Origin of the sequence: Alkalihalobacillus sp. R86527, from assembly GCF_042466185.1 — a bacterium.
In the GTDB taxonomy this organism is placed as follows: Bacteria; Bacillota; Bacilli; order Bacillales; family Guptibacillaceae; genus Guptibacillus.
Window position 1 is genome coordinate 2,679,489 of the sequence record NZ_JAXHBW010000001.1, and the last position, 26,936, is coordinate 2,706,424.

At 41.5% G+C, this 26,936-nt stretch carries 33 protein-coding genes; 4 read left to right on the plus strand and 29 right to left on the minus strand.

The window, feature by feature from the left end:
• Positions 1-65 precede the first annotated feature (65 nt).
• A complete protein-coding gene (locus tag SJY16_RS13810; RefSeq protein WP_377890011.1) occupies positions 66-851 on the minus strand; it encodes a GNAT family N-acetyltransferase in 786 nt (261 codons plus the stop codon).
• A 127-nt stretch (positions 852-978) separates the two neighbouring features.
• Between SJY16_RS13810 and SJY16_RS13815 the strand changes: the two genes are divergently transcribed.
• Both SJY16_RS13815 and SJY16_RS13820 read left to right on the plus strand, forming a co-directional pair.
• On the plus strand, positions 979-1,179 hold the full coding sequence (locus SJY16_RS13815) for a hypothetical protein (protein WP_377890013.1): 201 nt from the start codon (positions 979-981) through the stop codon (positions 1,177-1,179).
• Between the two features lie 6 nt (positions 1,180-1,185).
• The gene (locus SJY16_RS13820) at positions 1,186-1,824 is read left to right on the plus strand and encodes an STAS domain-containing protein (protein WP_377892253.1); all 639 of its coding nucleotides are present in this window, start codon (positions 1,186-1,188) and stop codon (positions 1,822-1,824) included.
• 55 nt (positions 1,825-1,879) lie between these two features.
• On the opposite strand, the gene SJY16_RS13825 is transcribed toward SJY16_RS13820, so the two are convergent.
• From SJY16_RS13825 to SJY16_RS13850, 6 genes are all read right to left on the minus strand, one after another.
• Positions 1,880-2,527 (minus strand): Type 1 glutamine amidotransferase-like domain-containing protein, encoded by a 648-nt coding sequence (locus SJY16_RS13825; protein WP_377890015.1) that lies wholly within the window; start codon positions 2,525-2,527, stop codon positions 1,880-1,882.
• Between the two features lie 14 nt (positions 2,528-2,541).
• Entirely contained in the window at positions 2,542-4,461 is a 1,920-nt protein-coding gene (locus SJY16_RS13830; RefSeq protein WP_377890017.1) for an ABC transporter permease, read from the minus strand.
• Positions 4,451-5,212 carry an ABC transporter ATP-binding protein gene (locus SJY16_RS13835; RefSeq protein ID WP_377890019.1) on the minus strand — a complete coding sequence of 254 codons (762 nt, stop codon included), beginning with the start codon at positions 5,210-5,212 and terminating at the stop codon, positions 4,451-4,453. The genes SJY16_RS13830 and SJY16_RS13835 overlap by 11 nt, the downstream gene beginning before the upstream one ends.
• Positions 5,213-5,311: 99 nt before the next feature.
• A complete protein-coding gene (locus SJY16_RS13840) occupies positions 5,312-6,316 on the minus strand; it encodes a sensor histidine kinase (protein ID WP_377890021.1) in 1,005 nt (334 codons plus the stop codon).
• Positions 6,316-7,002, minus strand: coding sequence for a response regulator transcription factor (locus SJY16_RS13845; RefSeq protein ID WP_377890023.1), 687 nt, complete (start codon positions 7,000-7,002; stop codon positions 6,316-6,318). Before SJY16_RS13845 ends, SJY16_RS13840 begins: the two co-directional genes overlap by 1 nt.
• A gap of 68 nt (positions 7,003-7,070) precedes the next feature.
• A complete protein-coding gene (locus SJY16_RS13850; RefSeq protein ID WP_377890025.1) occupies positions 7,071-7,607 on the minus strand; it encodes a DJ-1/PfpI family protein in 537 nt (178 codons plus the stop codon).
• 244 nt (positions 7,608-7,851) lie between these two features.
• On the opposite strand from SJY16_RS13850, the gene SJY16_RS13855 reads away from it, so the two are divergent.
• A complete protein-coding gene (locus SJY16_RS13855) occupies positions 7,852-8,535 on the plus strand; it encodes a bacteriorhodopsin (RefSeq protein ID WP_377890027.1) in 684 nt (227 codons plus the stop codon).
• Positions 8,536-8,598: 63 nt separating this feature from the next.
• Here the strand turns inward: SJY16_RS13855 and SJY16_RS13860 are convergent, their stop codons facing one another.
• The 9 genes from SJY16_RS13860 to SJY16_RS13900 all read right to left on the minus strand — a co-directional run bounded on the left by SJY16_RS13860 (position 8,599) and on the right by SJY16_RS13900 (position 15,650).
• A complete protein-coding gene (locus SJY16_RS13860; protein WP_377890029.1) occupies positions 8,599-9,522 on the minus strand; it encodes a type II secretion system F family protein in 924 nt (307 codons plus the stop codon).
• Positions 9,523-9,525: 3 nt separating this feature from the next.
• Positions 9,526-10,485 (minus strand): type II secretion system F family protein, encoded by a 960-nt coding sequence (locus tag SJY16_RS13865; RefSeq protein WP_377890031.1) that lies wholly within the window; start codon positions 10,483-10,485, stop codon positions 9,526-9,528.
• A 1-nt stretch (position 10,486) separates the two neighbouring features.
• Positions 10,487-11,818, minus strand: coding sequence for a TadA family conjugal transfer-associated ATPase (locus SJY16_RS13870; RefSeq protein ID WP_377890033.1), 1,332 nt, complete (start codon positions 11,816-11,818; stop codon positions 10,487-10,489).
• Between the two features lie 16 nt (positions 11,819-11,834).
• On the minus strand, positions 11,835-13,031 hold the full coding sequence (locus SJY16_RS13875; RefSeq protein WP_377890035.1) for an AAA family ATPase: 1,197 nt from the start codon (positions 13,029-13,031) through the stop codon (positions 11,835-11,837).
• Positions 13,028-13,618: a Flp pilus assembly protein CpaB gene (gene cpaB, locus SJY16_RS13880; protein WP_377890036.1), complete on the minus strand. Its 591-nt coding sequence runs from the start codon at positions 13,616-13,618 to the stop codon at positions 13,028-13,030. The genes SJY16_RS13875 and cpaB overlap by 4 nt, the downstream gene beginning before the upstream one ends.
• Before the next feature lie 31 nt (positions 13,619-13,649).
• Complete coding sequence (locus SJY16_RS13885) at positions 13,650-14,552, minus strand: pilus assembly protein TadG-related protein (protein ID WP_377890038.1); 903 nt, start codon at positions 14,550-14,552, stop codon at positions 13,650-13,652.
• A complete protein-coding gene (locus tag SJY16_RS13890) occupies positions 14,549-14,923 on the minus strand; it encodes a TadE family protein (RefSeq protein WP_377890040.1) in 375 nt (124 codons plus the stop codon). The genes SJY16_RS13885 and SJY16_RS13890 overlap by 4 nt, the downstream gene beginning before the upstream one ends.
• Positions 14,920-15,420, minus strand: a complete 501-nt coding sequence (locus SJY16_RS13895) for an A24 family peptidase (protein WP_377890041.1) — start codon at positions 15,418-15,420, stop codon at positions 14,920-14,922. Before SJY16_RS13895 ends, SJY16_RS13890 begins: the two co-directional genes overlap by 4 nt.
• Positions 15,421-15,485: 65 nt before the next feature.
• Entirely contained in the window at positions 15,486-15,650 is a 165-nt protein-coding gene (locus SJY16_RS13900) for a Flp family type IVb pilin (RefSeq protein ID WP_377890042.1), read from the minus strand.
• A 396-nt stretch (positions 15,651-16,046) separates the two neighbouring features.
• On the opposite strand from SJY16_RS13900, the gene SJY16_RS13905 reads away from it, so the two are divergent.
• Positions 16,047-16,388: a DUF192 domain-containing protein gene (locus tag SJY16_RS13905; protein ID WP_377890043.1), complete on the plus strand. Its 342-nt coding sequence runs from the start codon at positions 16,047-16,049 to the stop codon at positions 16,386-16,388.
• Positions 16,389-16,484: 96 nt separating this feature from the next.
• Here the strand turns inward: SJY16_RS13905 and SJY16_RS13910 are convergent, their stop codons facing one another.
• The 13 genes from SJY16_RS13910 to SJY16_RS13970 form a co-directional block, all read right to left on the minus strand.
• Positions 16,485-17,564 carry an AI-2E family transporter gene (locus SJY16_RS13910; RefSeq protein WP_377890044.1) on the minus strand — a complete coding sequence of 360 codons (1,080 nt, stop codon included), beginning with the start codon at positions 17,562-17,564 and terminating at the stop codon, positions 16,485-16,487.
• Between the two features lie 90 nt (positions 17,565-17,654).
• Positions 17,655-18,164 carry a nucleotidyltransferase family protein gene (locus tag SJY16_RS13915; protein ID WP_377890046.1) on the minus strand — a complete coding sequence of 170 codons (510 nt, stop codon included), beginning with the start codon at positions 18,162-18,164 and terminating at the stop codon, positions 17,655-17,657.
• Between the two features lie 104 nt (positions 18,165-18,268).
• Positions 18,269-18,664 (minus strand): VOC family protein, encoded by a 396-nt coding sequence (locus SJY16_RS13920; protein ID WP_377890048.1) that lies wholly within the window; start codon positions 18,662-18,664, stop codon positions 18,269-18,271.
• A 158-nt stretch (positions 18,665-18,822) separates the two neighbouring features.
• The gene (locus tag SJY16_RS13925; RefSeq protein WP_377890049.1) at positions 18,823-20,163 is read right to left on the minus strand and encodes an FAD-binding oxidoreductase; all 1,341 of its coding nucleotides are present in this window, start codon (positions 20,161-20,163) and stop codon (positions 18,823-18,825) included.
• A 132-nt stretch (positions 20,164-20,295) separates the two neighbouring features.
• Entirely contained in the window at positions 20,296-21,336 is a 1,041-nt protein-coding gene (locus SJY16_RS13930) for a zinc-binding dehydrogenase (RefSeq protein ID WP_377890051.1), read from the minus strand.
• 258 nt (positions 21,337-21,594) lie between these two features.
• Complete coding sequence (locus SJY16_RS13935; RefSeq protein ID WP_377890052.1) at positions 21,595-22,152, minus strand: MEDS domain-containing protein; 558 nt, start codon at positions 22,150-22,152, stop codon at positions 21,595-21,597.
• Between the two features lie 87 nt (positions 22,153-22,239).
• A complete protein-coding gene (locus tag SJY16_RS13940) occupies positions 22,240-22,968 on the minus strand; it encodes an alpha/beta hydrolase family protein (RefSeq protein WP_377890054.1) in 729 nt (242 codons plus the stop codon).
• A gap of 12 nt (positions 22,969-22,980) precedes the next feature.
• Entirely contained in the window at positions 22,981-23,220 is a 240-nt protein-coding gene (locus SJY16_RS13945; RefSeq protein ID WP_377890055.1) for a hypothetical protein, read from the minus strand.
• A complete protein-coding gene (locus SJY16_RS13950) occupies positions 23,221-23,418 on the minus strand; it encodes a hypothetical protein (protein WP_377890056.1) in 198 nt (65 codons plus the stop codon).
• 60 nt (positions 23,419-23,478) lie between these two features.
• Positions 23,479-24,054 carry a histidine phosphatase family protein gene (locus SJY16_RS13955; protein ID WP_377890057.1) on the minus strand — a complete coding sequence of 192 codons (576 nt, stop codon included), beginning with the start codon at positions 24,052-24,054 and terminating at the stop codon, positions 23,479-23,481.
• 28 nt (positions 24,055-24,082) lie between these two features.
• The gene (locus SJY16_RS13960) at positions 24,083-25,081 is read right to left on the minus strand and encodes a serine hydrolase domain-containing protein (RefSeq protein ID WP_377890058.1); all 999 of its coding nucleotides are present in this window, start codon (positions 25,079-25,081) and stop codon (positions 24,083-24,085) included.
• A gap of 166 nt (positions 25,082-25,247) precedes the next feature.
• The gene (locus SJY16_RS13965) at positions 25,248-26,528 is read right to left on the minus strand and encodes an FtsW/RodA/SpoVE family cell cycle protein (protein WP_377890059.1); all 1,281 of its coding nucleotides are present in this window, start codon (positions 26,526-26,528) and stop codon (positions 25,248-25,250) included.
• Positions 26,529-26,936, minus strand: a complete 408-nt coding sequence (locus SJY16_RS13970) for a PadR family transcriptional regulator (protein WP_377890061.1) — start codon at positions 26,934-26,936, stop codon at positions 26,529-26,531.

Consider the following 26,936-nt stretch of genomic DNA (forward strand, 5'->3'; position numbering starts at 1 on the left):
ACTCCTTTATCTTCACACTTAGTATAAATGAAAAATATCTCGAATTCAATATATTTTAATTAAAGCTATTTCTCCCATTCAAATACGTTCATTTCTCCAATCGACTCAAAACCAGCTTTTTCATAAATAGCAAATCCTTCTGGAGACGCCTGTAGGAAACACCACTTCTTGTTATACTGTACTGCTTCTTGAAGAAGATATTGAAACATTGCTGAGCCATATCCCTTTCCACGTTCAGTGTCTGAAGTCCCCATATCATAAATCCCGATGCTATCTTTCGCTACGATGATTGAACCTGTTGTAACTGGTTTCCCATCTGCTTTACCGATATATAATTTCAGGTAAGATGACTGCATGTCGATTGATGAAGCAACCTTTTCATAATAGGCTTTGACTGCTTTCCCTTCTTGTGACTCTCCAAAAAATGAAGCGATCAACTCACCAAAATGGGTCACATCTTCACTCTTCTCTGCTAGATGGATTTCAAATCCACGCGGTAACTCTGACGATTTTTCTCCATATCCTAGTTCTTTGACCATCGCAATATTCGTTTCCGCTTCCACCAATCCTTCCTTTTCTAGTTCTCTCTTGAACATGTCATCATAAGTATTCCAAAACCAAACGCTCAGAGGGTATTCCTTCTTTTTAAACGTTTCAAGATGGTTGAGAAATGTATTTTCGACTAACGCCTTTTTATGGTGAATTCCAATGACGTTGAATGTATCTGACGGTAAGCCAGCATCCACAATTGTTACGTGATCACCTTTCACAACCTTCATCGTTGCAATCTGCTTCGCAAAGTATGATACTTTGTATACAAAATTATCGATCAATCGTTTTTCGATGCTCATTTGGTAACCTTCCTTTCAAGTCGTTAGCGTGTGACTGCCCTATATTCACCATACCTTATTCTTGAATGTATGTTACGATAAAATTACGCAAGGGATATATAATGACAAGGAAAGGGGGAGAAGTATAATGACGACACAAACTCCTGCCTACAACAATATACATGAAGCAGCCAAAGAAGTGCTTGAACTCATCAGTAAATTCATCGATGTGAACACGTTTTTCGTCGCAAGAAACGATAAACAGAACGTAGATATCCTTGAGTCTTTCAATCGAGATGACATCCTTCTCGAATCAGGTTTCCAAACATTATATCGTGACTCTTACTGACAATTCATTGTACGAGCTGGTCGTGAACCGCTCATCATTGATGATTTGACTACAAATAGTTTTACGAAAGATATGGAAGTTACGAAAAGCCTTGGCGGAGGCTCATTGGTCGGAGTGCCAATCAACTTCCGAAATGGTGATAATTTCGGTACGCTTTGTGCTATGGACAGTCGTGCCTATCATTTTGAAGATGACCATATCGCACTTATGAAGTCGATGGCAAATTTGTTAGGAAATGTACTTGAATTAGAAAAGGCTCATTCTAGCATCGAAACACTCTCTGTTCCGCTCGTCCCAATCTCAAGTGAAGTCGCGATCTTACCGATTATCGGTGAAGTGGATGAAGAAAGAACAGAAAGAATTATCGAGACCGCTTTAACACAAAGTGTTAAGAAGAACCTAGAATATATATTGCTCGATCTCTCAGGACTGAGTGACATCGATGAAAACAATATGAGTAACCTTCTTAAGATCAGCAAATCACTCGATCTCGTAGGGGTTCATATGATCATTACTGGCATTCGTCCTCAGCTTGCGATGAAAGCTGTCCAGTCCAATAGCGATTTTGAAAACATCGAGGTAAGTGCTAACCTTGGTCAGGCACTAGACTATATTGGCTATCAACTAATAAAGAACGATGATTAATAAGACTTTCAAATAAAGCAGAACGACACTCCAGTAAACATGGAGTGCCGTTTTTTTATAAAATACTTTTCTTCTCATCCTTAAAAATGACATGTGGGGGGATTTCTCCTATTTGAAGCATGCTTTTTTGGTTCACAACTACTGCGGTGCCATCTGGAATAGTAAGAATAGGAAGCTCATACTCGTTCGAATACCTTTTTACTACTCCTTCGTCTTTCGCAGTATAGTGACACCACACCGTATAGGCACCTAAAAGCTTTAATCCATCTAAATTCTTAAGGCTACCAATCTTTGGTTCGGACTTCTCATAATGCTTAACCGTTTCACCGAGCACGATTGCCCCTGCACTCTGTCCATAGATGATACCACCGTCGGCAAAGAACTTTTTTAATAGAAGATCAAAACCAGTTTTAACGAGTTCCGAAAGCAATTTGGTAACAGACCCACCGCTCATGTACACACCTGAAAAAGACGTCATGTCTTCATACGTTTTCTCACTCAAATCCGTCCACATGGTAACCTGAGTATCAGGAAATAAACTACACGTGTATTCATAACAACATTCATAAGTGCGATAGTCTTCATCACCTGCAAGAGGAATGTAAAGAACCGACGTAACTTCCTGCAACCTACTGACAAAATAGCGATTCATTTCAAGCGTCTGGGTCGCCCCCCCACCGCCTGATAAAATGAGTTCTCCCATATATACGCCTCCTCTTACAGTGCCTCTCGGATCACCTGCTTATAATAGCTTACAGAAAGTAGTCCAAAAACTGAGTAAAACGCTGTATATAACACCATCACAATAATCATTGGCGTCCACATTTCCGTTCCAAACATAAACCAGCCTGATCGAACAGCAAAATAGCTATGCAGTAAACCAACGATCAAAGGGATTCCAAAATTGAACACCTGCTTCCCAGCGACTCCTCTAAGTAAATCTCGCTTCGAATACCCAAGTTTGCGAAGAATACGATAGCTCGGCTTCTCTTCTTCACTCTCATCCATCTGCTTAAAGTATAGAATGCAGCCTGAAGTAATGAGGAAAGTAAGACCCAAATATGCGACGATAAACATCACTAATCCCATGCTTTGTTTCTGATCTGTTGCAAAATCTAACTGAGATTGGTGTGTTTTGTGAAGACCGAGATTGTGAAACAATGTGTTGGCTTCTTCACGTGTACTACTGTTCGTGACGTTGATGCCAACATAGGAATCAGTTGATGATTCTTCGAGTTGAATCTTCGAAAAAAGTTTCTCGTCTACGACAACAGTCGGTAACCCTCCTGGGGACACACGTGTATTCACAATATACTCATCTTCTAGTCCAATATAAGTTAAAGGAATAGAAGATCCTTCACTGCTTACATGGACGGTTCCTTTCTTTTTGAGAGGCATGATTGCCTCCACCATTTGACTATATCCAGTAAATTTCACTTCATCGTGCTCAAGGGATATAGTTGATACTGCTTCATCACTAACAAGCGTCATAGCTGTGTTCTTAGCATCAAGTGCTAATTCCAATTCAGTATCAATCAGTGTCGAGATATCTAATTCCTTTTGAACATACTCTACCCTTTTTTCCTCAAATCGAATTGAATTCTCCTCTAATGATTCTCCAAATCTTTCTGCATCACCTTCATCCGTAAATGCAAAATGATCTGGAACGGTCATCTCAGCATTTTTCTCAGCTGAATAGTACGTAATGTAGCTTAGCGACAGTAACCCGATCGCTACGGCTGATACAGTTGTAATGACAGTTAACATAAAGGCACTTGATTTCATGCGAAACATAATCGATGAAAGCGAGAGAACCTCATTGATATCAAGATACCCATCTTTCTGACGTCTGATTAGGTTCGTAATAAAGCGAACAGACCCTTTATAAAACAAGTACGTACCGACGATAACCGACCCAAGTATCGAAATCATTGCAATCATCATTTGGTTGAATGATGTGAAATCTCCATCGAATAGTTTTGATGATACGTAGTATCCGAGAAGAATGAAGACAATCCCTAAAACTCCCATAAGTATTTCCCAAATCGAAATCTTTTTCACTCGTTCTTCTGTCGTCGAAATCACGCTAAACAAATTTAGAATCGTTCTTCTCTTAATGAAGGTATAGTTCATCACCATCACAAGTAGATAGATTCCTCCAAACACGAGAAGCGTTAACCAGAAGGCTTCCATAGAGAAATACAAACTTGCTGCTTTCTCGATTCCAACCACCTTGAAGAAAATCATCAAGATCAACTTGGATACTGCAAAGCCAACGAAAGTACCGATCGCAATCGAAAATAGAAACACGATTGCATTCTCCATAGAGATGATGAAGAAGACGCGGTTTTTCGTCATTCCAATGAGCTGAAAAAGACCGATTTCCTTACTTCTACGTTTAATGAAAAGGTTGTTTGCATAAAAGAGAAACACGCCGATTATCAAAATCAAGAAAATCGAAGTCGTCCGAATTGCTGCTGTTGCTGTGATCGATTCATCATTGCTTAGAGCTGGAGCATATTGTAACGTAACAAACGTAAAGTAAAGTGCGACTGTAAAAACAAGCGCAAAAAGATAAAGGTAGTAGTTCTTTACGTTCTTCTGTAAGTTACGAAGTATAAGCTGTTTAGTACTCATATGTCACCCCGCCAAGCACTCCCTGAGTTTTCATAATATCCTTCAGAAATGCCTGTCTCGACTGCTCTCCTTTGTTCAATTGTGTATAGATGCTTCCATCTTTAATAAAGATAACGCGCGAGCTGAAACTTGCTGTTACTGGATCATGAGTGACCATCATGATTGTAGCTTTTCGCTTCTCGTTCATATCGCTTAATTTCGTTAAAAGATCAGATGCAGATTTAGAATCTAGTGCACCCGTTGGTTCATCTGCAAAAATAAGGCTCGGTTCATGGATGAATGCACGAGCTGCAGACGTACGTTGCTTTTGACCACCGGAAATTTCATTTGGATAACTCTCACTAATGCTCTCGATATCCAACTCTCTCGCTACTTCGTGAAACTTTTCATTCGCTTCCTTCTTCGATACCTTTTTGATCGATAGTGGTAATAGAATGTTCTCTTTCACTGTTAACGTGTCTAGCAGGTTGTATTCCTGAAAGATGAACCCTAGCTCATGCTTTCGATAGCTTGCTAGCTGTTTTTCTTTTAGTTTCGATATTTCTTTGCCTTGGACTTTGATCGACCCCTGACTGATCCGATCAATCGATGACAATACGTTTAGCAATGTCGTTTTCCCTGATCCAGATGCCCCCATAATACTCACAAACTCGCCCTGCTCGATGCGTAGATCAATTCCTTTTAACACTTCATGTTTCGTGAACTTATTGCCGTAGCTTTTATGTAGTTTCGTTGCTTCTAACATGATCATATAACGACCTCCTCTTATGTGATACCTTAAGTTTAATGGAGCTCGGGAAGCTTTTCCTTTGAATCACCTAACAAAACAGAGAAGCATGTGACACTATTGTCACACGCCTCTCGTCGATTCAAACTCGTTCGCTTTCGGGAAGATCACCTTCATCGTTGTCCCCTCACTGACCTTCGATTCCACCTCAATCTTGATATGTAGAGCATCCGCTACTTTTCTTGCGAGGTACAATCCCATTCCAGTTGCTGCATGATCAGAATGTCTCGTAGTTGAGGTGAATCCTTTATCGAAAATTCGCGGCAAATCTTGTGCATCAATCCCCTGGCCATAATCTGTAACATAGAGAACCAGTTGTTCACCAACCATGTTACTCGTTACGGATAGATCGGATGAGCTACTATACTTCACGGCATTTGTTAGAAGCTGTCTCACGATAAAAGCAAGCCACTTCGCATCGCTCAACACTTCTTCTACCTCAAGGGCAATCTCAAATCCGATTCCTTTTCGAATACACCAGGATTTTAATGTTTTAATTTCTCCGAAAAGAATGCTTTCTAGATTGACTCGTTCAATATAAACATCGCTTTCGATGAAAGAAATCCGTTTTTGGTGAAGCTGTTGATCTAACAATAAATGAATTCGTAGCCACTCGTACGTTAGCTGTGCTTTGGCTTCCTTGTCTTCAAGGCGCTCGATCATCAAAGACATAACGGTCAGTGGGGTTTTCACCTCATGGATCCACGAAAGCAAATCATCCTTTTCTTGTTCGATCGCAACCTGATTCCTTGAAACGGCATCTTGCAGCTTTTCGATCTCGGATGCAATGTTTCTTTCCACGACCTTTTCGAAAGGGCTGCTTGCCTCAGGAATACTCCATAATTCAAGGTCGTTCTCTCTATCCTCAAGCTTACGATAAAACTCTGTTTCGATTCGGTATCTAATGAGGAAGAATACCATCATGATAAATGTAGAAAGAAATACAACGTAAGTAATCGATGTGAGAGAAATCGATTCATCGACGTACGAAACTAATAGAAGCAATAGCTGAAGAAAAAGAAAAAGACCGATCCAACTTTTTCTCTCGATGAGAAATGCTTTAACCATCAGGAGATAGACTCCACTGCCATGTATCCCTGCCCAACCTTAGTAAGAATCGAATTTCCTAGACCAATTTCAGCAAGCTTCTTTCTTAACCTGTTTACATTAACGGTTAACGTATTGTCACTCACGAACCTTTCATCTTCCCAAAGCATCGTTATCATTTCGTCTCGACTCACGATCTTATTTTTTCGCTCGATCAGAATTTTGAGAATGTAGATTTCATTTTTCGTTAACTCGATCATACCTTGCTCACTCGATAGTTGATTGCGACTATAATCCACAGTGGCACCGAGCCACGTTTTCACACCTGTGTCGTCATTGTTGTAATTATACACGCGTCTTAGAATCGCTTGTATCTTAGCAACGAGAACGTCAAAATGAAACGGTTTTTGTATGAAATCATCCGCCCCAAGGTTCATCGACATCACCATGTCAGTAGGATGATCTCGTGACGATAAGAAGATGATCGGAACATTGGAATGTTCACGAATCAACCTGCACCAGTGAAAGCCATCAAATTTAGGAAGCTGAATATCGATGATAACTAATTCAGGCTTCAATTCTACAAACTCTTTAAACACTTTACTAAAATCGTCTATCCCATGAACGTCATACGACCACTGTGTTAAGCGATCTTTCACTTCATGGAACAACGACTGATCATCTTCGATCAGAAAAAGCTTAAACACAATCTTTCACCACGCTAACCTGTCATTTTTACCCAGTATCAATAGTACCATACAACCTACGCTCTTCTCTATCTCCCATACCAGCTTCGATCGAACGTGAGACCCAGTGATTCACCATACTGAAATGCAAATTCAACATATGAAGAACCTCTCGCTGTGATAACCTGTTCATCTATGATTAAGGGAGCTTCACAGAAATAATCTTCATCGAACGTCGCTAGAAACTTACGTTGCTCGCGCGTTAACCCAGTTGTATATCTTTTCCCATCCAACAAGCCGCTCATCGACAATAAATAAGGAGCACTTGAAATCGCCCCGATCAATAGCTCCCTTCCCTTCAAATTCTCCAAGAAATTCTTCAAATTATGATGGTCAACAAGATGCTCAAAATCATCTACTCCAGGAAGTACGAGACTATCTAACTGTGTGCTATCAACCTGATTAATACTAAATTGCGGGTAGCATGGCATTCCTGCTTCTCCTGCTACGAGTCCATGATCCAATCCGATAAAAACGACTGGCTTATTTCCCTGTTTTAACACTGAAACGAGCACCGATAGTTCATACTCACTGAAACCATGATATAAGAGAATACCAGTATACACGGCACACACTCCTTCATTATTAGTAAACAAACTGGAGATGACCACACGAATCGTACCTGCAAGATTCGATATGCCCCCTACAAGCACTTTCACAATTGTCCAAACACTACTACCTGTTCTTCAAAGCGCACCCATAATCCTTTCTTTCTATCTCGAACCTCACATCATTCTACTAGAATACGATTATTCGCACCCATTCTTGTCTATACTGAAAATTACTAAGATATGTATAGGGGAGAACCATATGTCCAATTTAGATGTCACACTTCACATTGTTTATTTCATACTAATGATCGCTGCCGCAATCTACTTCTACGTCCTTAGTCGGTCACCTAAGAACGTTCCACTTTATGAGTATGTCATCGCAATAATCATCACAGCGTGGTCAGGGACAGCTTATCTTTCGATTGCTCTCGGGCAAGGTGTTGTGGAACGAGCAGATCGAACGATTTACTTCGCACGTTATCTGGACTGGGTTGTAACGACACCGCTCTTACTATTATCACTTGCGTTAACAGCCATGTTTTATGAGAAGAAGAAAAACAAAGGACTGCTCATCGCATTAGTCTCAGCGGATGTATTTATGATTTTAACTGGACTGATCGCTGACTTTTCTCCTGAAAGAACGAAGTATATTTGGTATTCTTTCGGAATCATCGCACTGGTGATCGTCTTGTTTATCCTCTGGATGCCACTTCGAAGAATGGCGAAAGCAGGGAGCAAACGATTATCACGGCATTACAACATTACTGCATGTTATTTAACATCATTCTGGGTTCTGTATCCTACCGCATGGTTACTCGGTTCCACTGGACTGAATATAACCCAGGAAATGGTTAGTGCTCTTTCCTTTATTATCCTGCCACTTTTCTCGAAAATTGGTTTTGGGATGCTCGATCTACATGGACTCAGAAGGCTTAATCAATAGAAAAAACCAGTATCTGTCTCGGAGATACTGGTTTTTTCTATGTATGTTCTCTCTCCATCTTTCCTATCCCAATCCTTCTATGAAAACCTTCACAGCCAACGGACCTAATATGACAATAAAGATTGGTGGAAAAATGAATAAGATCATTGGAATGAGCATTTTCACTGGAGCTTTCATTGCTTGTTCTCGCGCTATCTCGCGCCTTTGTTCCCTTAGTCTCGTTGTTAAGCTCATGATCACTCTCGACATTCCAACTCCTAGATGATCAGCCTGAATAATCGAAGTCATCACACTTCTAAAACTATCAGATGGGACGCGCTTCTTCATATCGTAGAATGCTTCGCGCCTCGACTTCCCGCGCTTCATTTCATCTAACGTCTTCTTAAACTCAGCGGATAATGGCCCCTTCATTCGTTCACACACATCTGTGATCGCTCCTTCAAGACCGACACCTGCTTCAAGAAGCAAGCTCACCATATCAAAAAAGTCAGAGAGTTCCCTATTGATTAACTTAACACGCTTCGTTTTCTTCTTAGCTAAGTAAAAAATAGGATAGCGATAAGACAAGAAAGAAACCGCAGTTGCTAGAATCAGAGCAGATAAACCGCCATCAGCGTTTGGGCCAATCAACAGCAATGCAAGAAACCCACCGGTAATACTTGCTAGAATTTGAATCAAACGAAATTCAATCGGTGAGAGCTTATCATAGCCACTTTCCCGAATCATGAGCGCAAGCTTTCGATGGTCTTTTCGCTGAAGCATTCTTTCAAGACGAGCAACGCTCATGGTCCAGAGCTTACGTAGTAGCGTTTGAGTAATTCCTTTCGACGCCTTTTTGGTTTTCTTTTCTACCCCTTCAGGTTTCCCGAAGTAGACATCGGCACGTGACTCGATCGCAAGTTCTCGTTGGAAGATCGTCGAAAACACCGCTGTGAAGAGAAGCATAAAGAAGACGATGGAAGAGATGGCAAACAACATAATGATCATAACCTACACCTCGATTCGTACGATCTTTTGAATGATAAACCAACCTACTATTAGGGAAATCGTCCCTGCTCCAAGCAAGACCCAACCTAATGGATAGTCGATCATGGGTTGGAAGTAGTCTGGGCTCACAAAATAGAGATACAATGTTAATACGATTGGGAGAGCCGTTATGATCCATGATGACAGCTTTCCTTGCGCCGTCAATGTATTGAGCTCTTCAAGGATTCGAATTCTTCCTCTTACGGTTTCCTCCATGTTATCCATAAGCTGCGCTAAATTCCCACCGCTTTTTCTCTGTGCAAGAATGGCCTGAATCACCACTTCAAGCTCTTTGTTAGGGAGGCGTGTGGTCAAACCTTGAAACACTTCTTCCATCGGAATCCCCATTCCAATTTCTCGAACGGACCGATCGAATTCAGGACCGATCGGATCTGGCATTTCTTTTCCGATTAGTTTCATTGTCTGCACAAAGCTAAATCCTGCTCGAAGCGAATTGGACATCGTAGCTAGCGCCTCAACGAGCTGATAGGATAACTGCCTGTTCCGTTTCCTAGCTTTCTTCACCATGTATCTCTCAGGTCCTACAAACCCAATTACGATAGAGAGTAGACAGAGGTACCATGGAAGAGATAGGACAAAAAGTAGAATTGGAGCAGCAACAGCGATCAGAAGGCGTACGACGAAGAACTCTTCGGCCTTTAACGTGCTCCCCGCCTGCTGAAGCTTGATCTCCGTATCTTTGCTGAACTTCATTCCATGAAACAAATTTGATAACTTCATGATCAATGGTTTCAAAACCTGCTTTTTTTCTTCATCCTTTTCTTCAACGACTGTGGAACCGACCGGCACGAAATCGTTGATTCTCGAGTTCGCTTTCTTCCTCTTCTTCCACTTAGTCGTTACAAAATAAAAGGTGAAAAAGAAACCTAAAAAGAGAATCCCTAACAGACCGATTTCATTCATTTCACCACTCCTCTTTGAACCATGAAGATGGTAATGTAAACTCATTTTGCTCTAATACTTCCGCTATTCCAGGTCTTACACCCGTCGAGACAAAGCGCCCCTCGATCTTTCCTTTGCTGTTTCGTCCACCTTCTTTGAAAACGAACAAATCCTGAAGAACGATCGTATCTCCTTCCATCCCAAGAACCTCTGTTACTTTTACCATCTTTCTCGTTCCGTCCTTCAAACGAACTTGGTGTACGATAAGATCGAGTGCATTCGCAATCTGCTCTCGAATTGCACGCAATGGGAGATCGAACCCAGCCATCAGCACCATCGTTTCTAAACGAGAGAGCATATCTCGAGGAGAATTGGCGTGACCTGAGCTTAAGCTTCCATCATGACCTGTATTCATAGCCTGTAGCATATCGAGTGCTTCTGCACCACGAACCTCACCAACTACGATTCGATCCGGACGCATCCGTAGAGCATTTCGAACGAGGTCACGGATCGTGATTGCGCCACTTCCTTCGATGTTTGAAGGGCGTGCCTCAAGGGCAACAATATGATCTTGCGATAGCTGAAGTTCGGCAGCATCTTCAATCGTGACAATACGCTCATCGTTTGGAATAAACGATGATAATACGTTTAATGAGGAGGTTTTTCCAGATCCTGTTCCTCCACTTATAAAGATATTTAACCTCGATTTCACACACATACTGAGGAACTCTGCCATTTCACTACTAAGCGTATTGTAATCGATTAAATCGTAGATTTGAAAAGGTGTTGCAGAGAATTTACGAATGGTTAACGAGGGTCCTTTCAATGATAAAGGCGGTATGACTGCATTAACACGGGATCCATCTGGCAACCTGGCATCGACCATCGGTGAGCTTTCATCAATACGTCGGCCAAGTGGAGATACGATCCGCTCGATTACTCGTTCAACATGTGAATCATCTCGAAACGAGGAATCACTCCTTACGATTTTTCCTTGATGCTCATAATAAATATCAAACGGTCCATTGACCATAATCTCAGATATCATCGGATCTTCAAGTAGAGGGGTGATCGGTCCATACCCTAAGAGCTCATCTTCTACAGTCCCTAGTAGACTCTTTTTCTCTTCAAATGTTAATCGCTCACCTTCCTTGTCGATGAACGCTTTTCCAAGTTCACGAATTTTCTTCGTTTCTTCGTCTCGATCAAACTGCTTTTTCTTTAATTCTTCTAATAAATAGTTTTGGAGTTTTGATTCCATTTGGATATATTCATTCGTCTTCGCAGGAGCTTGTGGCTTCCCTTCTCCTGATTCGACTGGTTGGACATCAACATAGCGTTTAAAAAGAGACATCCGATTCCCTCCCCCCCTACCTACTCATTAAAGGCCATCGCATTGATTTTAAAGACTTTAGACCAGACTGGACGCGTTCAGGATCATCTGGCATCAATTTCGTTGATAACGAGAGAACAGCTTTAGAAAGAGCATTCTTTGCATCTTTTAATACGAGCGGATAGCCTTCATTAATAGAAACCGCTACCGGTCCTGGCTGGTCTGGAAGCATTGAAAATATCGGTTTCTGAAGAATTTCTTCTAGACGTTTTTGATCTATGGTTGTTTTTCTAGAATCTCTGTTCAAAATGAGATCGATCTTCTCGATCAGCTTCAAGGACTCTAACGTTTCCATGTAAAGCTTTGTGTTCCGAACCGCTGGAATGTCACTCGTCATCAACAACAAGATATCATCAGATAGCACGAGGCTTTTGAGATGGATTTCTGATATCGTAGCTGCTGTGTCGACGATGATCACATCGTAGTCTTTTCTAAGTTCTGTAATGGCCATTTCGATGTGATGTTCCGTAATTATTTCAAAAAACTCTGGTCGCGGTGGTGGTGCTAAGATAGCCACACCAGAATCATGTTTCGTTAAATAATGCGAAACGGAGAATCTACCTTTGTCATACCCTTCTTTCACCCATTCATAAATGGTGTTCTTTGGTTTCACATCAAAGTACATCGTGACATCTCCGAATTGAATATTCGTATCGAGCACAGCGACCATCTTTCCTTCACGTGCTAAGCTCGCTGCTAAATTCACTGTAAGTAATGTACGACCGATTCCTCCGCGAGGGCTACAAACAGAAATGACGCGACTATCATTCTTAGGTTCATGATTTTCCTTTACACCTTGCTGTTCAGCGCGATAATTCATGTAGCGATGAGCCTGTGTGACAACATCGACAAGTTCTTCGGTTTTGATCGGAAGGGTCAGTAAGTTCGATGCACCAGAATGCATAGCTTTCTTCGTATTTTCATTCGATTCTTCAGACAAGATAATGATATAGATGTGGGGGTGCTTAATTGAGATTTCTTCACTTAGTTCATACACATTATAGACGTTATTTGGCTGTAAAAAGAGAGTGGCGTTAGAAGAATCCTCCAATCGTGACTGCAGATCAGCGAGTGTCTGAAAACATGTGAGATGTTGACCTCTTTTCAGAAGGAACGTTTCGATTTTTTCTGCTCGGCCGTTTGAGTCGCAATAAAAGTACCATTCTACACTCATTTAGAAACAACTCCTTCAACAACCTGTCTTGTTTCTTTCAACTCAGCTTTCTCGATCGCCTTATCTTTCTCGTTTCTCAACATTAAGTAAAAGCCGTTCGCATCTGTTGAAGCAAGGCTGATTTTCACACCCTGTTTCGCATCTACTTCTAGTGTAACGGTCTCATAAAGAAGAGACTCTTCACCAGCGTCAGAGGCTTTACCGGAACCAAGAACTTTTACATTTTGGAGAACAACCTGTGCTGATCTAAGTTCTTGTTTCTTTTCTTCGTCCACCGCTGTTTCAAACGCGACAACATCTACGAAGGATCCAGGTACAACATATCCTGATACCCCTTGTTCAAGCGTGACTTTTAACGAAATGGCTCGTTTTCCTTCACTCACTTCAAGCATCTCATTGCTCATTTCCCTCTCGACCACAGGAGGGGCCGCTTCAGCTACTTCTTCAACCTCCGGAACATCTTCGGTTTTTGAATCAGATCCTGTCGACGTAACGATCGCCATATTTGAAAATAAGGCAACATAGACAATTCCCGTTGCAATGACTCCAAATACGAGAGACCACATCCAGATACGCTTCGTTTTCATATGCTCCTCCTTACCTTTCCATATCAGTCATTTAATCGATAAGTTTCACGCCGTAAACGTTGCCGGTTTGGGATCCATCGATTTCACCAGATGTGATCATCTTTTTGAATTTGCCTACAATCCGTTTTGGCTCATCGACCCGGTCCAACCAATAGGATGCAAACCCTACAATTTCTACTGTTGATTTCCCATTTACACTGTCCCAAGATTTTATTAATGGAATGATGATCATACGATCGCACGTTCCATCTGCGGAAGATGCATTTTGACAATGCGATTTACCTGCATCATTATCAATCAGGGTCTGGAATGCACCTTTGACCGGCCCCCACTTCTGGCCAGGCTCAGTTTGTACGGTTTTTGTTCCTTGAGGAATTTCTACACCGTTTATAATGTTGTTCGCTAAGCCTTGTGCACCGTTGCTCCCGATATCAAGATAGCCACAGTTCCCGTTTTTTTCACCTGGATTGCTACACTTCAGTTCCGTTTGATGAGGAACCGCTGTGTACTCAATCGCTAGGGGCGTAATCCCTTTTGTTGGCCAAACTGGACCGACCTTTGCTTTCGCTGAGGCGCTAATTCTGGCATCCTTCATACCGAACACTTTTGCAAATGTCATCGGAACTTTTGTTTCTTGAGAAACGTGAATTGTGTCAGCACCTGTTCTTATGTCACAATACGATACCGGATAGCCATTTTTGTACGCATAGCTTCCCGCTACTGTCGTTGCCTTACTTCGACTCGTTATCAGTTCTTGAGCCCCTGCAAGAGCCGCTGCATCGACAGCGTTCTGAAGGATGCTCTTCTCGTGATACATCCGCCCTACATCAACAACCATAGCCGCTGCACCGAGGAGAACCGTTATGCTAACTGCAACCATCGCCATCGTATTTCCGCTTTCATTCGATAACATCGATAGAATTTTTTTCATCATTCCACCCTCATCGCCGTTGTACTTGTTAAATCGATCGGACCCGTTAATGAAGCAATCACCGGGGTGAGGAAGTCAATATGATGACTGATCGTGACGCGAACCTCGCTGCCTGAAGATTTCTTCCCACCTGGAGAGATTGATACCTGCGAACCAGAAAGACTAATACTAGTGGCATTATCCACCGCCACCGAACGAATGGTGGCATCATCTTCCCCAACGCTTGCTGTTCGTGCAGCTTCACGCCCGGCATGATCGATCGTTAAATAGGCGTGAAAGATTCTCCCGAAATCAACGATTCCGAATAACAGCAACACAAGTACTGGTAGAACTAACGCAAATTCAACCATCGATTGTCCTTTCTCTGATTTCATGTCATCCCTCCTAAGAAGAACGTACACAACGTCCCAACTGTAATGGCTACTCCATACGGAAAGGTGATTCGTGGTTTGTCATCGTTACCCGATGTTAAGTTCTTCAAAAGATAGAAAAAAGAGAGTAAGTATAGTGGAGAAATTTCTTTGAATTCGAGTCTCCTAATAAGTAAGATAAGTCCGATGACCCCTCCTACTAACGCTGTGTAAACAAATGAATGAAGAACGAATGTCACACCTGTAAGTGCCCCAACTGCAGCGAGTAGTTTCACATCGCCTGCACCCATTCCTCCTAATAAGTAAGGAATAAAAAGTAGAAGAAAACCAACTAATAAGCCTGCACTACTAAAGAGCAACCCTTCAAATCCAAGCGTGATCGTATAGTAAATCAATCCTACTAGCATGGCTGGAAATGTAACGATGTTAAGAATCTTTCTGCTTCGAATATCCGTGTAGAAAGACAGTAGCAAAGTAACCACTAAGATACTATAGATCATCGGTGTACCTCTCCTTTTAAATTTAGCCCCACCTGTTAGAGTGGGGCCTAAGAAAAAGTCTTATTTTATTTAAGTTCTTTTGCTACCTCATTAATTAATGCTTTTACTTTGTCACCAAGGGTTGTAAATGCAGCTATCGCTACAACTGCTACCCCCGCAAGAATCAAACCATACTCTGCCATCCCTTGCCCTTCTTCTTCTCTAACGAATGCTCCCATTTTCTTTAACATTTTGTTTCCTCCCTAAGTGTTGGTTTTTTATTTCATTAGAAAACCTATGTCTACAAGCAACAGTATTTCAGTAAGTATGATCCAGAGACCTTGAAAGGAAGTAATAAAAAAGCAAGGTAATGCTTTTACGCTATCCTCATTCCAAACCCCCTTTGATTAGTGAACATCAGAAGCATAGGTTCGCGATTGTTCATTATAGTGATCTCGTTTGCTCTTTTGTTCTTTTTAAAGAACTTCTGTACTTTTATTGTAGTTCTCAATAACGAATTTGTAAACATCTTTTTTGCAATTAATTTGTAAATGTTTATGAAGGCTTATAGCGTCTACTTTCTTGTTGAGAAAGCAATTCCCTTCGTATATAGTGAATGTAATAGCTATAGGAAAGGATGAAGTGTAATGAGTGAACATCCAGAACGTATGATATATCGAACAATACCGCACACAATTCTTTACGCTGGTTCGTTCGCATCACGATTACGTGGACTTATGTTTCGCAAACGTCCTCTTGACCAAGAAGCTCTCTTAATTACACCGTGCAACTCGATCCACATGTGCTTTATGCATTTCCCGATCGATGCTGTGTTTCTCAATAAAGAGAACAAAGTGATCAAACTCATTCCAAATCTACAACCGTGGCGTTTTGTCTTTCCAATTAAAGACGCACATGCCGTTCTTGAACTACCTGAAGGCGCTATCTCTGAGCATAAAGTTCGTGTAGGCGACCAGTTAAACGTTTAACCTAGCACAACGTTATTTCAGAGAAGGTTTTCTCCCTGTTCGTTGCTTCTGCATGCAAAAAAGACCGGTATGGCCACATCGCCATACCGGTCTTTGTTATTCGCTGATTTCTTGCATCTGTCTCAGTCGATAGAACTGATAGAAGTTCTTAATGACCACCTTGAGGACTGAATAAAATGGAATCGCGATCAACATGCCGATGAATCCGTAAAGAGCACCTGCAACGATTAACAATAAAATGATTGTTAAAGGATGAATGTTCAACTTGCTACCGATTACGAGCGGGGCGACGAGATTCCCTTCTAGCTGTTGAACAATCACGAGTGCGACTAGGACTGAAAGTGCCATCGTCGGTCCTTGCGTAAGACCGACGACTAGGGCTGGGATCACACCTATGATCGGACCAAAGAATGGGACGACTGCAGTTAGCGTCACGAACATACCTAGAATAAGGGCATAATCTAGTCCAAGAATTAAGTAAGCAATATACATAAGTACACCGTCAACCACTGCGACGATCACTTGACCCTTAATGTAGGCAGCTACAGTATCATCAATATTGCTAAGAATTTTCTTTCCTTCTTCTTGATGATTTCCAGGAATGAATTTTAACAAGTATGGGATTAATTTATGGTCATCCTTTAAGAAATAAAACACTACGAACGGTACAACGATCAAAACCGTTGTAGCTCCCGTTAGAGCAGATAAAACCTGAGTAATATTATCTCCAAAACTTTGTGTAACTTCTCCAAGATAGCTCGTTGCTTTATGTCTCAGATTTCCTACTGAAACCATCCCCATGTCATTTTTCTCAATCGCTTTTTGGGCTTCTTCAGCTGACTTCTCAAGCTTCTTTGGAAGATCCTTCGTAATACTAGTTGCTTGATCTGAGATTGTTTTCGCTAAGAGTTTGAATCCTCCATATAAGAGGCCTCCTATCGCTACAAAAACAAGAAGAATCGCTGCAAGGTCGGGAACGAACGGAATCTTTCTAACAAGACGAACGATCGGCTTAATGATGTAATACAGAAATCCAGCGATCAATATTGGATAAAAGAGTGTACTGATGATGGTGACAACTGGTTTAACGAAATCAAGTTTTGCCAGAAAATAAAATAAGATAAGAACAAGAATCGCACCTGTTATATATTTAAAAAAATCGTGTTTAATCCACATGTCCAAACTCCTCTTCGTAAAAGTGATAGCTTTTACTCTATTCCACAAGAAGCAGCCTTCATAACGGGAAATTTAAAATAAAAACGAAATTTAAGGTGTCACTTCTATTTTCGGCCATCTTGAAACCCAATTTTTCTTTGCGATTCGTTCTTTATATATCCAGCTTCGTTCATTATTCAAGAAATGTGGAGTTGGTCGTACCTTCATCGCAAACGCGTCTTCTAAGCCATGAGGTGCAATAAGAATGACCTGACCCTTTTTATCTAACTTCACCCCAAGAGCTGTAGCTGTTTCAGTAAATTTTGAAATGGCATCTACGGAAGACTCATAAGGTGGTGAATCATTTAATACATGCATTCTTGCTTGATTTTTCACTGACCAAGGAATCGTTTCATCAATTTTCTTTAGTTCATTCTCATACACCACTTCTTCATTCTCATCGATGTGCCCCTTATCAAAATAGATAACATCCACATCAGGTAACTGTGTAGCACGGTCATACTCATGTTGAACATCCCAAATTTTCGAACGCACAAAACCTGCACATACCCACCAGTCAGGAAGATTAATAGATTTAACGATCCTTAACACATCCATCATCGCTGGATCTTCCTTTACAATTGATATCAGTTCCTCTTCTGTAGTTATGATTACCTTCCCCTTTCATCTCATTTGGAAAAATCATCGACTTCTTGGTATTTTTCTTATGGAGCGACGATCTCTACTTTCATTCGATCAGGATCTTCAAAATAAACGGCATAATAATCGTCCCCTCCTGCGTATGGATGACGATCTTGATATAGAATGGTCACGCCTTTTGCTCGCAACTTATTTGTTAATTCATCAACGTGCTTACGTGATGATGCGTGGAAAGCAAGATGGTTCAACCCTACACGGCACCTGTGGTAAGAAGGTTCCTTAAACCGTTCTTCAACTTGAACAAAAACGATGTATGTATCTCCGATCTTAAAGCTATGGCCTTCTTCCCAGTTCTGAAATGAATGATAGCCTAATTCTTCAAGTAACCATCTCCAGAAATCGACCGTTCTCTTTAACTCTGACACGTATAATTCAACGTGATGGAGGTGACCAACTGGCATTACTGTTCCTCCTCTTTTTGAAGTTGTTCTTAGTATCGATCTTAGCTTTCTTCCTTTTGCTATAATGCTATGAACCAATTATTTCAAAACAAGGGTATTAACTCAATGACTAATAAAACGCATACACAAAAAATGCCCTCATACGAGAGCACCTGATTCTATTCATGAAATGGTGGAATGCTTTGTTGAAATGTAAACACATTCTTAGGGTCAACTGCTGTTTTCACTTCTCTTAACCGGTGAAAGTTCTCACCATAGTAAGCCTTTGGCCAATCACGGATAGACAGATCCGGCCAGTTAACGTAGTCTCCATCCGTATAAGGACGCATTTGTTTTCGTAATGCCACTACCCACTGGATATTTTCCCTAGCTTCTTCTTCACTGGTCCAAGAAGTATTGTATTCTTGAGCGATAAGAGCTTCTCGGTGATAAAAGGCAGTATCTTTCGGAAGTTTTTCTGAAACTGCGCCTCCTAATGACTGTTGCCAGATTGAAGCACTGTCATTTGGCGCATGTTCTAAGAATCGTTTCATAATCTGGATTCCACGCTTTGGTATAGGCTTGTAGCCGAAAGACCCAGATCTTTTGAAGAATGATGGCTTATTCCCAGCTGGGTCGTTGAAATAGTTGAAGGCTTTATTAAAAGGTAGAGAGGCGAGTTGCACCTTCTTCGGCTTATTTTCATGAATTAACGGTTTGATCAATTCGATCAATCGTTTTTTCGACCCTACGAACTGACCTAGACATCGGATTACATTTTGACTCTTCGCATGAAGTTCGAGCGTAGACGTTAGCTTATCATCGGTAAAAGGAGCCCACCCCTGCCACGTTTCATAAACGGATTCGAGTTGGTCGAACTCCCACTCGATTTTAAAAACCGAAACGTTGTCGATCGGATGGGTGCGAAATGTGAGCTCTGTGACGATTCCAAAATTTCCGCCACCTCCCCCACAGCATGCCCAGAATACATCGCTATGCTGTTCTCTCGTCACCTCGATAATCTCTGCACCCTTCTCACCTTTAGCTACAACCATTTTCACCTTGAGAAGATGATCGCATGTTAATCCGAATAGCCTCGACAGATACCCGATGCCACCACCTAGCGTTACCCCTGCAACGCCAACGCTAAATTCTGTACCAGCAGGTAATGCAAGACCATATTTCCATAACGTATTGTACACCTTACCTAAATCTGCACCCGCAGAGACCTTCGCCGTCTTTGTTGGCACATTAACGGTTACATCGTTCATCTCGCTTAAATCGATCACTAATCCATTATCAACGACCGAGAAATTTTGATAGCTATGTCTTCCGACTCTGACTCGAAAAGGCAAACCTTTCTCTCGAGCAAATGCTAAGGCATGTAATACATCCTTTTCCTCCTGACAAAACACAATTGCTCCAGGAAACTTTGGTTGGTACAAATTAAGGTTTTGTCTTGCTTTGTCATACGCTGGGTCACCAGGTAAAACGATTCGTCCCGTTAATTCCGTTGCCATCCTCTCGCCCACCTTTTCTAAAGTACTACAGCAGTGTATGTTCATGAGAGCGATTAGGTAGCTTTTGTACATGAAAAAATTGGGTATCAGCCTAAAAAAAGACCCGTCACCGTTGACGAGTCAAAACTAGCGTTATTCTTCTGGCAATAAAACGATCTTTCCAAGCTTCCCAGCATTCTTGAAGTACGTTTGTGCTTCTCTCGCCGCTTCGAGTGGGAACGTTCTCTCGATAACCGGCTGAATTTTTCCGTCTGCAATGGCACTTAACATTTTCTCAAATTCGGAACGCGTCCCAAGGACAGAACCGTATAGCGTGATATGTTTTAAGTATAGCGTCCTGAAATCAAGCTCCGTCTTTTGGCCGCCTGCAGAACCTGACGTACAGAACTTGCCACCTTTTTTCAATACATGAAGTGATGTTCCGAATAACGCATCACCAACAACGTCTAGTACGGAATCGATTGGGCCGCCGTTCGCATCGAGAATATCTTGGGCGATAGTTTCCGACTTATAAGATAGAACATGCGTCGCTCCGAGTTCTTTCATACTTTCTTCAAGAGCTAGATCACCGACGAGTGCGACGACATTAGCACCGAACACTTTTGAAGCTATCTGAACATTCAATGACCCAACGCCGCCATTCGCGCCAGTCACCATCACCGTTTCACCTGGTTTTGGTTGAATCTGTTCCACCATGTGCCAAGCCGTCATCCCACTAACCGAAAACACAGCACTTTCGATATAGTTAGATAGCGGCATATCAAAGCAAAGCTCAGCTGGCCAAACAACGTATTCTGCATAGCCTCCGTCATATTCGGAGCCAATGAAGCTCATGTCTTCCGAAATATGTTCTGAACCTTCTTCCCCGCTCGACGTAAATGGAAAAAGAACAACATTCTTCCCTTTCATCGTCTTATCCACCTGTGCGCCTACTTTGACGACCTGCCCTGTAATATCAGACCCAGGCGTTCTCGGAAATTGTACGCCTTCAGGTCTCCAACCTGATTTGGATCCTGTTCCGTATGCGCCTTCTCTCATCCAAATCTCTGTATTGTTGATCGCACATGCTTTTACTTTTACAAGAACTTCATTATCCTTCGGCTCAGGAATCGGTACCTCAGCAATCTGTAGCTTATCAACGTCACCGTAACCTGTTACTTGTACAGCTTTCATATCTTCATCACCTTTCGTTAAGAGTTGATTATGTAAACTTAGCACTAGCCCTCAAATTGCTCAAATAGGGTCAAAAAAAAAGAGCCTATCTTAGCTCTCCCTAGCATCCCACATCGTGAAAGATTATATCATATTTTTCATCATCATCATCACGTTTGTTATTTCATAGCCAAACGCTTCATACAAACCTCTAGCGATCGAAAGACCAATCGTGTCCACTCTGAGTTCTTCCCCTAGATCTTCAATTCAGTCTGCTCTCTAAGCCTGATATTGTTTTGAGATCACGAAATCCTCTTCCATAAGGACATATGGATGTGTTTCCATGAGGATGTTAATAAGATAGTCCGGCATTCGCTCTCCTTCGTATGCACAAATCAAAGGAAACGAATAGTCATTCACCGCACCATCAACAATCCTTTCAAAATCTTCTATTATATGCAAAGGTTCTTCCATCGAGGCCCATTCTACATGTGCCCAGGACCTAAACCTAACATTTTTCTCAACGTATGGCTGCACCACTTTATTGAAATGCTCCACGATCGCAGGGGGATGGTAACTGCCGTTAGAAAAATAAAAATCAAAGTTGTTGATTCGATGAACATATGTCATTTCTTCAGTTGTTAAAAGATTGGACATTTCTTCATAAATAATCCGATACATCGGTTCATTCTCAATAAGAATAACGTGGTCTCGCGCTTCAATTCCATCTTGTATAAACCCAACCACCTGTTTAATATAGTTCTTTACCCCATCATAGGCATACAGCACATGAACGCATCTTTCATCTTCGAACAACTGATTCATTTTCGTTTTCACACCATCACCCCTCTTTTTAGCATTACTTTCTTACTACAAAGACTTTCACCCTACTAATTAAATTAGACAAAGAAAGAGCTAATCCTTTTATGGATTAGCTTTCACACTCAAGAAATTCTGGTGTAACCATTCGATTACATCTCGAACCATTGCATCAGTAAATTGATGCCCTATATTAGGATAGCTTTTGAATATCACATGGTCTCTTTCTTCAGCCAAGTACCGGTAATAGGCTTTCTGCCCTTGAATCGACACGATTTCATCGCATTCTCCGTGAAGGAGGAGTGTTGGTGGAATCCCCCTCCCCAACTCAACTGGGTCGAATTTTTTGAAGGCAGCTAACAGCTCGCCTGGAATAGCTCCCCTATCATCTTTATCTCGAAATAAAGTCTCCGAAAAAACGAATGAACCAGAACCATTTACATTAACTAACCCGGCTAAGTTCGCTTCCCTACTAGCGATACCACTTGCAATAAAGCCACCCATCGAGCTTCCGAGGAGAATGACATTTTCTTTTCTTAAACCAATAGTTGCAACGAGCGATGGAAATTCTTCGATACTTTGAAAGATTGTTTTCCAAAAATACGTCTGCATGATCTCAGGTTGAAAATGATTTGTGAACGGCATCCTTGAATCGTGAAAGATTAGTTCAGGAATCACGACTGAAAATCCTTCCTTCGCAAAAGTTTCCGCCAAATCAACTGATCCTACAGCAGCGCTGCCAAAGCCATGATAGATGATGATGGTTTGAGGGCGGATGACATCCGCTGGCTCAATATAATAGTAGTGTAGCGTATCCTGAACGACCCGTCTCATATTCTCACTCCATTAAAACAAAATGACAGTATACACAAAAGCTGATGTCACCATCAACATAGCTGCATTCTCTTTCCGATTCCCTTTCCATTCTGCAATTCCCGTGACAAACATAACCGTCCCTAAACCAAACATCAAATAAGGCATGAGTTCAAAACGATCGGTTACTAATACGAAGACTGATAACCCAACCGTTACGGCTGATAAAACAATTCGTAATACTTTGATCAAACTACCACCTCTATCTTTCAACTATCGTTCTCCTTCGGGACGTTTGTTTTTCCTAAACAGTCTGATGATGTAAGCAGTTAGTGACACTATGAGCCCCATTAACAATGCCATTCCTACATGCCCTACAATAGAAGAAAGTGGCTGATTACTGTAATCTCCTACTAACAATAAAAGAATAAATGGATAACCAAACCACTTACTAGACAGTATTCTTTTCATAGTGTCCCTCCTACATTTAAACAATGATTCGTTAGAAGCTGCACTGCTTCCCTCATTCGATTACAAATGGGAGATACAATTAAATAGAACGTTACGCCAGCCTTGATCACTCTTCTGTATGATCGATAAGGATGTATTTTCAAGGAATGCATAGAAGTATTCTTCCGGAAATAAGTATTCAAGCGTGATTCCGATCCAAGCACCGTGGCTCACGACGAGTACCCTTTTTCCTTTGTAAGCGCTTGTTAATTCTTCTAAAAACGCGCCGCCTCTTTGCGCCACGTCTTGACGCTTTTCCATTCCGAGCTCTTTATTACGCCAATCTTCTCCCCACTTCGCAACTCTTTCAGCCTCTGTCGTTCCTTCGATTTCACCGCCATGCATCTCACGTATGGATGGTTGTTCGATAATTGGCGTGTGAGGTAACCTCGACGCGATGATCTCCGCCGTTTCTTTTGCTCTTGAAAGGTCACTCGTTATGATTACATCCCAAGGCTCTTCTTTTGAAAGTCTTTCAGCAAGCTTTAACGCCTGGTTTTTCCCTTCTTGATTTAAGGAAATATTCGAATGTCCCTGCGCTTTTCCTAAAGAGTTCCATTCGGTCACTCCATGTCTTACTAATCCTACTGTAGGCATGTTTTGCCCCTCCAATTCTTTCTTCTTTTTACTTTACACAAAACGAATCCGCTACAAGATTACTAAACTCTTTCAAATAATATAAATAGTTTTCTCCACCATAGTTATACCGTTTGTTGTACATCTTCGCGACAACCACATTGTATTCTGGAATCACGAGAAGCGTAGGTCCAGTTACGCCAAGGATTTGATAGGAACCTCGTGGCACGCGACTCCCAAGTTCACTTCGTTCCCGCGGCTCGTCTTGAACGAACCAAAACAAACCGTTCTGCGGCAATTCTTTATCGGCATAAGGGGGGCTTTGAATGGTCGTTGCTAGTTCCATCACCGCTTCTGGTACAATCTGTTTACCGTTCATCTTACCCCGATTAAGAAAGAGTTTTCCCCACTCAGCAAACTCACGCGTGTTTACAAAGAGGTTTTTCTCTAGACCGTCTTCTCTCATTCCTAACGCGGTCTCCCCTTTATCTGCAGGGTCTACAATCACGCTAACAAGTTCAGGAGAATCTGAAACCTCCCACCAGGTCTTAGTGAAGCCAAGAGGTTCAAAGACTCTTTCCTTCAAAAGCTGCGGAAAATTTTTCTCGTAGAGGTTATGTATGAGCTTTGTCATCATGACAATATTGATTCCACGATACGCCCAGCTCTCACCAGGTTCGAATTCTCTTATGAGATTGCCTTCAAGGTTTTCGTCTAACCCGTGAGAATGAGTAACTAAATGACGAATCGTAGTCGCTCCAAGCAACTCATGATCGATATCATCGAAGTAGTTTCTGGCGTAATCATCTAAACTAGTAATTTTCCCTTCATAGATCGCATATGCAACAGCTAATCCAAGATAGCTCTTCCTTGCAGAGGCGACGTTGAACCGAGACTGTTGATCAACTTGGCGCGCGTCTTCTGTATTCGAGTGCTTGCCACTGTAGTGTTCGAGTACGACTTCATTGTCCTTCATGACGATGAGTGCAGCTGCTGTACTAGCGTTTTTATCTTTTATTTCCTCGACCCAAGAAACGAGTTTATTCATTCGACCTTCCTTTCACGACTTTAGAACGGTGCCTGTCACCACCCGGAATTTCTCAAATCTTGTCGAACGTATTTTAGTCACTTCCTAATTTTAGCATAAAATCCCAATACGAATATCAGCATGTTCTACAAACGAATAAAAAGGTAGACTACCCGTATGATCACGATTAGTCTACCTTTCTAGTATAGTGAGAAATGATGTGCTTTCTTCTATAGATACTTAATACCATCCCGACGATAAAACCATTCAATACGATCGGCATTAGACCATAACTAATAAACGGAAGCGACATCGTAGTAGAAGGAAATACGCCTACAGACATGAGAATGTTTGAAATTAACTGCGTTGCGATTAATCCAATCGCTCCAGCAAGCAAAAGTTTGGTGAAAGGCTCATTAACAGTTCGAAAGATCGCTACCATCCTTAGCACGAGCAAGCTCAAAACCAGTAGTATCATGATCCCGAACAACCAACCGTAATGAGCCGTTAAGCTAACGAAAACAAAATTTGTATGCGGGTCGGGTACATAGTGAGCATCAGGATTTCCAAACCACCCAGCCTGAAGCAACTGCTCTTTAAGAAGAGTTAGTACATAGTTCGCATCAGCATCCCCTGTATAAAAGACTGATACAAATCGTCGTTTTTGATAATAATCCATTACTGTCCAAGATAATGAAACAAGGGTCAAAACCACTATTATAAATGCGCCCCAAACCTTATACGTAGTCTTCCTTGGAAACGTGCTCCATGCAAGCATCACCATGACCATCACACAATAAATATATGCGGTGGCGATCATTGGCAATGTAAAATAATAATATAGCGGGATAACAAATAACAACACCATTTGCCACAGCTTAAACTTTTCCGAACTATAAAATGATGCCCAAGCAATAAACAAGAACGGCAACGCTAACTTCCCTTCGATCGTAAACGGTCCTAAGGGAATAATGGGACTGCCATTAACAAACTGACCTGCAAATAATTGAAGCGCTACTAATAGGGACGTCCCAATTATGTAGAACACCCAACCAAACTTTCTTAGACGCCTATAATCGAATAGCATGAAGCTGATGATCACGATCAATCCAAGTAGCACTGAGATAACCTTCGTCTCCACAAGGTTGACTGTTGAAATGTGGTCTCCTAATACAAACAGCGGAAGAAAACCTAATCCGAGTGCTCCCATAACGAGAATCAGCATATACCAATCGACCTTTGGTTTATGAATTTTGTTCAGACTCTTTCCAAGTTTCGCTGGCTCACCCATTTGCAGGATCGCTTTTTCTTCAGCTTCTTCATCTGAAAAGCCTTTATCTTTCCACTTATTTTTCGCTTCTATAATATGATAAGACAACTCGCTCGAAACATAACTCCTCGCCTCATGTGATTTTATTTCCTTCATCACCTTAGTTAGATAAGAGTGTATTGGATTTTCCGCCATCATTTACACCTCCAACAACCGCTTAAGAACAACGCTCCGTTTTGACTGTTTCTGTTCCGCTTTCTCCAATAGACGCTTCCCTTTACTGTTTAATTTATAATATTTCGCACCATCATCATGCCATGTTGACTGCAAACAATCGGAAACCTCTAGTCGATGCAAATATGTATAAAGGAAGCCTTCATTATCCTGAAAAGTGACAACGGATCGTGCTCTTAGCTTTGTTGCAAGCTCAACTCCTGTGTTCTCATGCATCAGAATCTGCATAATCGCAAATAAAATATCCTCTTCGGTTTCAAGCGAGCGATTAATCTTTTCATATATTTCTTGCTTGTGCTTATCGGTGAACGTTAAATCGTTAAATGTCTTAGCCTTCATCGCTTTTTTTAAATTTCTCAACCGATTTTCCAT